Here is a 6,940-nt window from a genome sequence, read left to right on the forward strand (position 1 = left end):
ATGTCAGTGAAAAATTCTAAAATAAAAATACTTTTTATTCTCCCTTCTTTGAAAGCTGGAGGAGCAGAACGCGTGATATCATTTGTGTCTCAAAATTTAGATAAAGCTAAATTTGAATGTGTGCTAGTTGTCATTGGTCACAAAGAAAGTGCTGTTTACAATGTAGATACCATAAAAGTACATTTCCTCAATAGACCCAGACTTATAAAATCAATAAAGCCGCTTTTCAAAATCATTGCATTTGAAAAACCAGATATCGTAGTTGGCTCAATAGCACATGTCAATAGAGTGCTAACCTTATTTAGAGTTTATTTTAGAAGCATTCTTTTTGTTGGTAGAGAAGCCAGTCTAAATGGTATCATATCAAAATTCACAAACCAAAAAGGATTTAAATATCACAAGCTTTATAAAAATTACCATAAAAATATAGATTTAATAATTTGCCAATCCCATGAAATGGCTCAAAACGTCAAAAAACGCTTTAAAATTGGAGAAGATAAAATAGCCGTTATTAACAACCCAATATCTAGTGAGCTCCCTTTGAGAACACTTTCAGTTAACAGCAAACCTACTAGGCAACTTATTACTATAGGTCGCTTAAGCCTTGAGAAAGGTCATAAACGTATCTTTGAAGCGCTATCTAAGTTGGACATTCCGTTCAATTATACCATTATAGGAGAAGGTGACCAAGAAGATCATCTCACACAACTAGCAAAAGAACTCAACATATTAGATAAAATTACCTATGTAAAATACACAAATGATGTAGCAAAGTACTTATCTCAAAGTGACTTATTTTTGCAAGGGTCGTTTGTAGAAGGCTTTCCAAACGCACTCTTAGAGAGCTGTGTAATAGGAACTCCTGTTATTGCATTTAATGCTCCAGGTGGTACAAGAGAAATTGTTGAACATGGTGTTAATGGCTATTTGGCAGAAGATAATAACGAATATCTAAACTATTTACAAAAAGCCTTAACACAAGACTGGAATCCTAATACAATCAAAGCATCTGTTAATAAAAAATTTAATAAAACCATTATTTTGGAATCTTTTGAAGCTGCTTTTGAAAACCTAATGATTAAGCACAATAAAAATTAATATGAAAAAAATTTTAATTGTACTTCCTACAGATTCTTTGGGTGGAGCCGAAAACTATCTCAAAATGATCGCATTTCATTATAAAAATGAAGATGTAGAGATATATGCTTTCAAAAATAACGAAAGAGGTCGTTGGAATGATGTTGGTGAATTTGCAAATATGAAATTCATTTCCAAAGCTCACGAAGTAACAGGTATCATAGGCTTTGTCTTCATAATGCTTTTCAAAAGAAAAAAATATGATTATATATACACATCCATAATATATGCCAATTCTGTAGTAGGCATCTTAAAAACGTTAGGAATTATTAGATCAAAATACTTTATTGCAAGAGAGTCTACGTCTATTTTTTTACGATTTAAAGGCACGCAACTTAACTTTTATAAAAATATCATTCGCTTAGGATATCGAAAAATGGATTTGCTAATTTGTCAAACAGAAGTGATGAAAGAGCAATTTTCTAAACATTTTAAAAACATTGAGAAACGAACACTACTTCGTGTCATACCTAATCCTATAGATTTAAAAAACTCAAAAACAAGGTCTGGTAAGCAACTCGATTTAAAATTACCGGATGAATTTGTTGTAACTGCTGGACGATTAATCGAACTAAAGGGTTACGATTTACTCATTGATTCATTTGCAAAATTAAAGTCAGAACACCCTAATTTGAAATTAATCATCTTGGGAGAAGGAGATAAACTTGAAGAATTGCAAGAACAAGCCACAATGCTCAACATATTAGATTCCGTTATATTTAGTGGGTTTGTGAATAACGTATATCCTTACTTCAAAAAAGCAAAAATTTGTGTCGTATCATCTCGCATAGAAGGTTTCCCCAACGTACTGTTACAGATGATGTCTCAAAACACAAAGGTTGTAAGCTCACTTTGTGCTGGAGGCATAGAAGAGATACCTGGAATTTACACATGTAAAGCAGGTGATGAAGAAACACTCACAACTGCAATGAGGTTATGTTTAAATACAAATACAGAGAAAAATAGACAAGTCTTTGATGACTATTTGGATGCTCGCAGTGTAGATGCTTTTATTGAAACTATTAATACCACTTTAAAAGACAGAGTGTAATGAAAAAACTCATTCGCGTCACTACAGTTCCATCGTCTTTAAGAACGCTCTTAAAAGGCCAGCATCGCTTTATGAGTAATCATTATAAAGTTATTGGTGTTTCAGGAGAAGGTGACGCCTTAACTGAGGTTAGACAAAATGAAGGCATAGATACACACGTCATTGAAATGACGCGAACTATCACACTTTTAAAAGATTTAAAAGCCACTTACCTACTCTATAAATTTTTCAAAAAAGAAAAACCGTTTATTGTTCATACACATACACCAAAAGCTGGAACAGTTGGTATGTTGGCAGCAAAATTAGCTGGTGTTCCACATCGTTTGCATACAATTGCCGGTTTACCGCTTTTAGAAGCAACAGGTCCTAAGCGTAAACTTTTAAATACTGTAGAGAAATTCACCTATTCATGTGCTACGCAAATTCTACCCAACTCATTTGGTTTAAAGGATATTATCGTTCAAAATAGATACACTAAAGCCTCTAAACTCAATGTGATTGGTAATGGAAGCTCTAACGGTATAGATACTAAACATTACGATAGTGCTATGGTTTGCCAAGATAAAAAAGAGCAACTAAAAAATGAGTTAGAGATTAAATCCACTGATCTTGTTTTTATTTTCATCGGAAGAATTGTGAAAGACAAAGGTATTAATGAGCTTGTAAATGCATTCCATAACCTGTCATCAAAAGCATCAAATTGCAAATTAATACTGGTTGGACCAAAAGAGGATCATTTAGATCCGCTATTACCTAAGACAGAAACACTCATCAAAGAGAACACACAAATTCTTACAGTTGGGACGCAAAAAGATATTAGACCTTATGTGGCTATTTCTAATGTGTTAACCTTCCCAAGCTATCGAGAAGGGTTTCCTAATGTTGTGCTACAAGCAAGTTGTATGGGATTACCATGTATTGTATCAAACATTAATGGCTGTAACGAAATAATCGAGCATGAACTTAATGGTTTAATCATTCCAACAAAAAATGAATCAGCTTTAGAGAATGCTATGCAATTTATGATTGATAATTCAGAAAAAAGAGAGGCAATGATTCTACATACAAGAGCTAGAATTATTAAACGTTATGATCAGGATTACGTTTGGAATGAAATTTTAAAAACTTATAAGAGCTTAGAGCATGAAAGTATATAAAAGCTTCTTTAAACGCCTTTTAGATTTTATAGCTGCAGCCATAGGTTTTATATTGTTATTTCCAGTTTTTGCTATCACTGGGCTCATTTTAATGGTAAAAAACAATGGCAAGGCTTTCTTTTATCAAGAGCGACCAGGAAAAGACGAGCGCATCTTTAATATCATTAAATTTAAAACAATGAATGATAAGACTGATCCTAACGGAGAGCTCCTGCCACCATCTAAACGCTTAACCAAAACAGGTATTTTTGTTAGAAAATATTCTTTAGATGAAATTCCGCAATTGCTCAATGTAATTAAAGGTGAGATGAGTTTAATTGGACCAAGACCACTTCTAATTCGGTATCTACCAAGATATAATGACTTTCAGAAACAAAGACATATAATTAAGCCTGGTATTACTGGATGGGCTCAAGTGAATGGCAGAAATGCGATTAGTTGGGAACAAAAATTTGAATATGATGTTTGGTATGTCAAAAACATGAGCTTCTTATTAGATATAAAAATTATATTTTTAACACTCTATAAAGTCACAAAAAAAGATGGCATTTATAGTGTTGAAAATTACATAGTACCTGATTTTACGGGAACAGAACCTACAAAAAAAGAATAACAGATGACTATTAATATACTTTTCACTTGTGCTGGGCGACGCAATTACTTAATCAATTACTTTAAAGAGGCATTGAATGGTGAAGGTCGTATTATTACTGCAGATATGAGTCGTACTGCTCCTGCAATGGTAGACGCAGACTTGGCAATTTTGGTACCAAGTATTTATAGTGAAAATTACATAGATGAGCTCAAAAAAATTATTATTGAGCATCACATAACAGCTATTATACCCTTAAATGATTTGGAGCTTCCAATTCTTTCTAAGCATAAAGCAGAAATAGAAAAAGTAGGAACAAAAGTGATTATTTCCAATGAGCGCGTGATTGATATTGCATTTGATAAAATTGAAACTTTCAATTTTTTAAAAGACATCGGATTAAAAACACCGCAAACCTATACAACGCTAAAAGACGTTAGGTTCGCTATGAAAAAAGGCCTACTTCAATTTCCTGTTGTTGTAAAACCACGTTGGGGAAGTGCTTCAATAGGCATTGATTTCCCTGAAACTGATGAAGAATTAGACCTAGCATTTAAACTTCAGCATATCAAACTGAAAAAATCCATTCTAAATACAGCCAGTGAGCATGATTTTGATAATGCGATTCTCATTCAAGAAAAGATGGATGGTAAAGAATATGGTATGGATATTGTCAACGATTTTGAAGGCAACTATTATGGCTCTTTTGTAAGAGAAAAAGTTAATATGCGTTCTGGAGAAACGGATAAAGCTGTATCTATTATTGACCAACGTTTTGAAGTTATTGGGCAAACTATTTCTAAGCATTTAAGACATATGGGTAGTTTGGATTGCGATGTATTTATCGCGAATAATGAACTTTATGTTTTAGAGTTAAATCCCAGATTTGGAGGAGGTTATCCATTCTCACATGAAGCAGGAATTAACACAGCAGCTATTTATATTGAATGGTTAAAAGGCAATACATCTATAGAAAAATACAATCAGTATAAAGCAGGGAAGTTATTTTCTAAGTGTGATCGAATGTTAGAAATTAAATCTAGCTAAACACAACGTGTTGAGATTTCTTAGATCCTGAAATTATATAGCTTTCTATTGCACCCTTATACTTATAAATTTTTATATTTTTTATAGGTTCTGAATTTGCAAACGCAAAAGAATATGTGAATATGAGAAGGAACTTATGTTCCTTACTATAAAAATCTATTAGATTGTATTTTTTTTTATCAAACTCCTTAGCAGAAGTTATTTTGAAATTTGAGTGTTGTGAATCCTTCTTCGATTTTTTTCTAGAGAATATATATTTATATTTTCTGTAGAGTTCATTAACCTTCTTCTTTCTCAAATACAATTTCAAAATATAGAATGATTCAATATATTTAGATGTAAGAATCGATCTAAGCGACTTTGAATCATATAAGATATGGTAATCAAAATCATAAGCCAGGTTTCCCCATTTATGTTTATACTCAAAATCTCCTTTTGAGAAATCTGATATGTTATAATCGTTTTCAAAACACCATTCAAGAAGCTTTATTATCGAAGTTTTTCCAATACTAAACTTATAGTAATCCGGATCAAACACAGTAATAGCCTCAAAAACGATATGATTTGTATGAAAGTTTAAGGTAATTCCGATAGGCTCATCCTCATTGTAAATAACTAGAAGTGATGCTTTCTTTTCTTTGAGCATTTCAAAAACCAACTCTGTGTAGTATGCCCATTTATCCTGACTTAAATGATGATAATTTACTTGCTTATCTTCAAAACGCACATTCAGTAATGCATGAAATTGCTTAAAAAGTTTATCAAATTTAGCTTTAGATATTTCTTCGTTTATAAACTCATAAGTAATATTGAAACACGTCTCTAATCGTCTTTGATTGGATCTAAACTCTCTTCTGTTCTTAGAACTAAACTGAGCGTTTATATATTCATCCTTATCCTTAAATTCAGAAATATTCATCAAAAATCCTTGATATTGAAACATTTTTTTAAGTTTCAATCCTGAAGATTTTGGTGGATTAAATTCTTCCACTTCAAAATACGTGGGTACATCGTAAATCAAGAACGTTTTTCCTTTATAATCTTCTTCTTCATGATTTAAAGCGTAATCGATAGCCTTAGTCAAATTCCTTCCAGCATTAATGTAAATACCAAACTTAGAGTACTTTAAAAACTTAACACCATCAATAAACTTAAACGACAACAATGGTTTATCATCATTAAAGTGCTTTGACCAAATGCTTTCAAAAGTTGAAGATGTAAAAGGATTAGATATCATTAAATCAAATGAAATATTTATAGAAAATTCACCCCAAATATAACATTTCCAAGAAATTAATTATCACGTAATAGAATTAAATTACTACTATTTTTTAATTACTTTTGGACCTATTAAGTAAAATATGAACGGTCATTTTGTTATATCTTTAGATTACGAAATACATTGGGGAGTTTTTGATAAAAAAACGGTTAACCAGTATAGATAAAATCTTATCAACGTAAACAAAGTTATTGATAAACTCTTAGAAATGAGCAATCAATACAATATAAAACTCACATTTTCTACTGTTGGTTCTTTATTTGCTGAAGATAAAAACCACTTACTTAGCTATCTTCCAGAAAAAAAACCCACATATTTAAATGAAAAATTAAGCCCATATTCGATATTACATTTGATTAAAAACACCGCAAACCTATACAACGCCAAAAGACGTTAGGTTCGCCATGGAAAAAGACCTGCTTCAATTTCCTGTTGTTGTAAAACCACATTGGGAAAGTACTTCAATAGGCATTGATTTCCCTTAAACTGACGAAGAATTAGACCTAGCATTTAAACTGAAAAAATCCATTCTAAATACAGCCAGTAAGCGCGATTTAGATAATGCGATTCTCATTCAAGAAAAAATGAATGGCAAAGAATATGGTATGGATATCGTAAATGATTTTGAAGGTAATTATTACGGTACGTTTGTTAGGGAAAAAGTCAATATGCGCTCT

General features: G+C 31.8%; 7 protein-coding genes. 6 read left to right on the forward strand and 1 reads right to left on the reverse strand.

The features are described 5' to 3' along the window. From ACJAZK_RS08075 to ACJAZK_RS08095, 5 genes are read left to right on the forward strand one after another with little or no spacing between them, the layout of a single operon-like run. A complete protein-coding gene (locus ACJAZK_RS08075; RefSeq protein WP_415223487.1) occupies positions 1-1,098 on the forward strand; it encodes a glycosyltransferase in 1,098 nt (365 codons plus the stop codon). 1 nt (position 1,099) lies between these two features. After that, positions 1,100-2,188, forward strand: a complete 1,089-nt coding sequence (locus ACJAZK_RS08080; protein WP_415223488.1) for a glycosyltransferase — start codon at positions 1,100-1,102, stop codon at positions 2,186-2,188. After that, a complete protein-coding gene (locus ACJAZK_RS08085; RefSeq protein WP_415223489.1) occupies positions 2,188-3,345 on the forward strand; it encodes a glycosyltransferase family 4 protein in 1,158 nt (385 codons plus the stop codon). The genes ACJAZK_RS08080 and ACJAZK_RS08085 overlap by 1 nt, the downstream gene beginning before the upstream one ends. Then, positions 3,332-3,958: a sugar transferase gene (locus tag ACJAZK_RS08090; protein ID WP_415223490.1), complete on the forward strand. Its 627-nt coding sequence runs from the start codon at positions 3,332-3,334 to the stop codon at positions 3,956-3,958. The genes ACJAZK_RS08085 and ACJAZK_RS08090 overlap by 14 nt, the downstream gene beginning before the upstream one ends. A gap of 3 nt (positions 3,959-3,961) precedes the next feature. Next, on the forward strand, positions 3,962-4,984 hold the full coding sequence (locus tag ACJAZK_RS08095) for an ATP-grasp domain-containing protein (RefSeq protein WP_415223491.1): 1,023 nt from the start codon (positions 3,962-3,964) through the stop codon (positions 4,982-4,984). Here ACJAZK_RS08095 and ACJAZK_RS08100 read toward each other — a convergent pair. Next, positions 4,977-6,221, reverse strand: a complete 1,245-nt coding sequence (locus ACJAZK_RS08100) for a GNAT family N-acetyltransferase (protein ID WP_415223492.1) — start codon at positions 6,219-6,221, stop codon at positions 4,977-4,979. The genes ACJAZK_RS08095 and ACJAZK_RS08100 overlap by 8 nt on opposite strands. Positions 6,222-6,471: 250 nt before the next feature. On the opposite strand from ACJAZK_RS08100, the gene ACJAZK_RS08105 reads away from it, so the two are divergent. Beyond that, positions 6,472-6,660, forward strand: coding sequence for a hypothetical protein (locus tag ACJAZK_RS08105; RefSeq protein ID WP_415223493.1), 189 nt, complete (start codon positions 6,472-6,474; stop codon positions 6,658-6,660). The last annotated feature ends 280 nt before the right edge of the window (positions 6,661-6,940 follow it).

The organism is Psychroserpens sp. (assembly GCF_047633235.1).
GTDB lineage: Bacteria > Bacteroidota > Bacteroidia > Flavobacteriales > Flavobacteriaceae > Psychroserpens.

Bases quoted from the DNA above. Each gene is read 5' to 3' on its own strand.
- ACJAZK_RS08095 (WP_415223491.1), top strand. From the start codon at position 3,962: ATGACTATTAATATACTTTTCACTTGTGCTGGGCGACGCAATTACTTA.
- ACJAZK_RS08080 (WP_415223488.1), top strand. From the start codon at position 1,100: ATGAAAAAAATTTTAATTGTACTTCCTACAGATTCTTTGGGTGGAGCC.
- ACJAZK_RS08100 (WP_415223492.1), bottom strand. From the start codon at position 6,221: ATGATATCTAATCCTTTTACATCTTCAACTTTTGAAAGCATTTGGTCA.
- ACJAZK_RS08105 (WP_415223493.1), top strand. From the start codon at position 6,472: ATGAGCAATCAATACAATATAAAACTCACATTTTCTACTGTTGGTTCT.
- ACJAZK_RS08085 (WP_415223489.1), top strand. From the start codon at position 2,188: ATGAAAAAACTCATTCGCGTCACTACAGTTCCATCGTCTTTAAGAACG.
- ACJAZK_RS08075 (WP_415223487.1), top strand. From the start codon at position 1: ATGTCAGTGAAAAATTCTAAAATAAAAATACTTTTTATTCTCCCTTCT.
- ACJAZK_RS08090 (WP_415223490.1), top strand. From the start codon at position 3,332: ATGAAAGTATATAAAAGCTTCTTTAAACGCCTTTTAGATTTTATAGCT.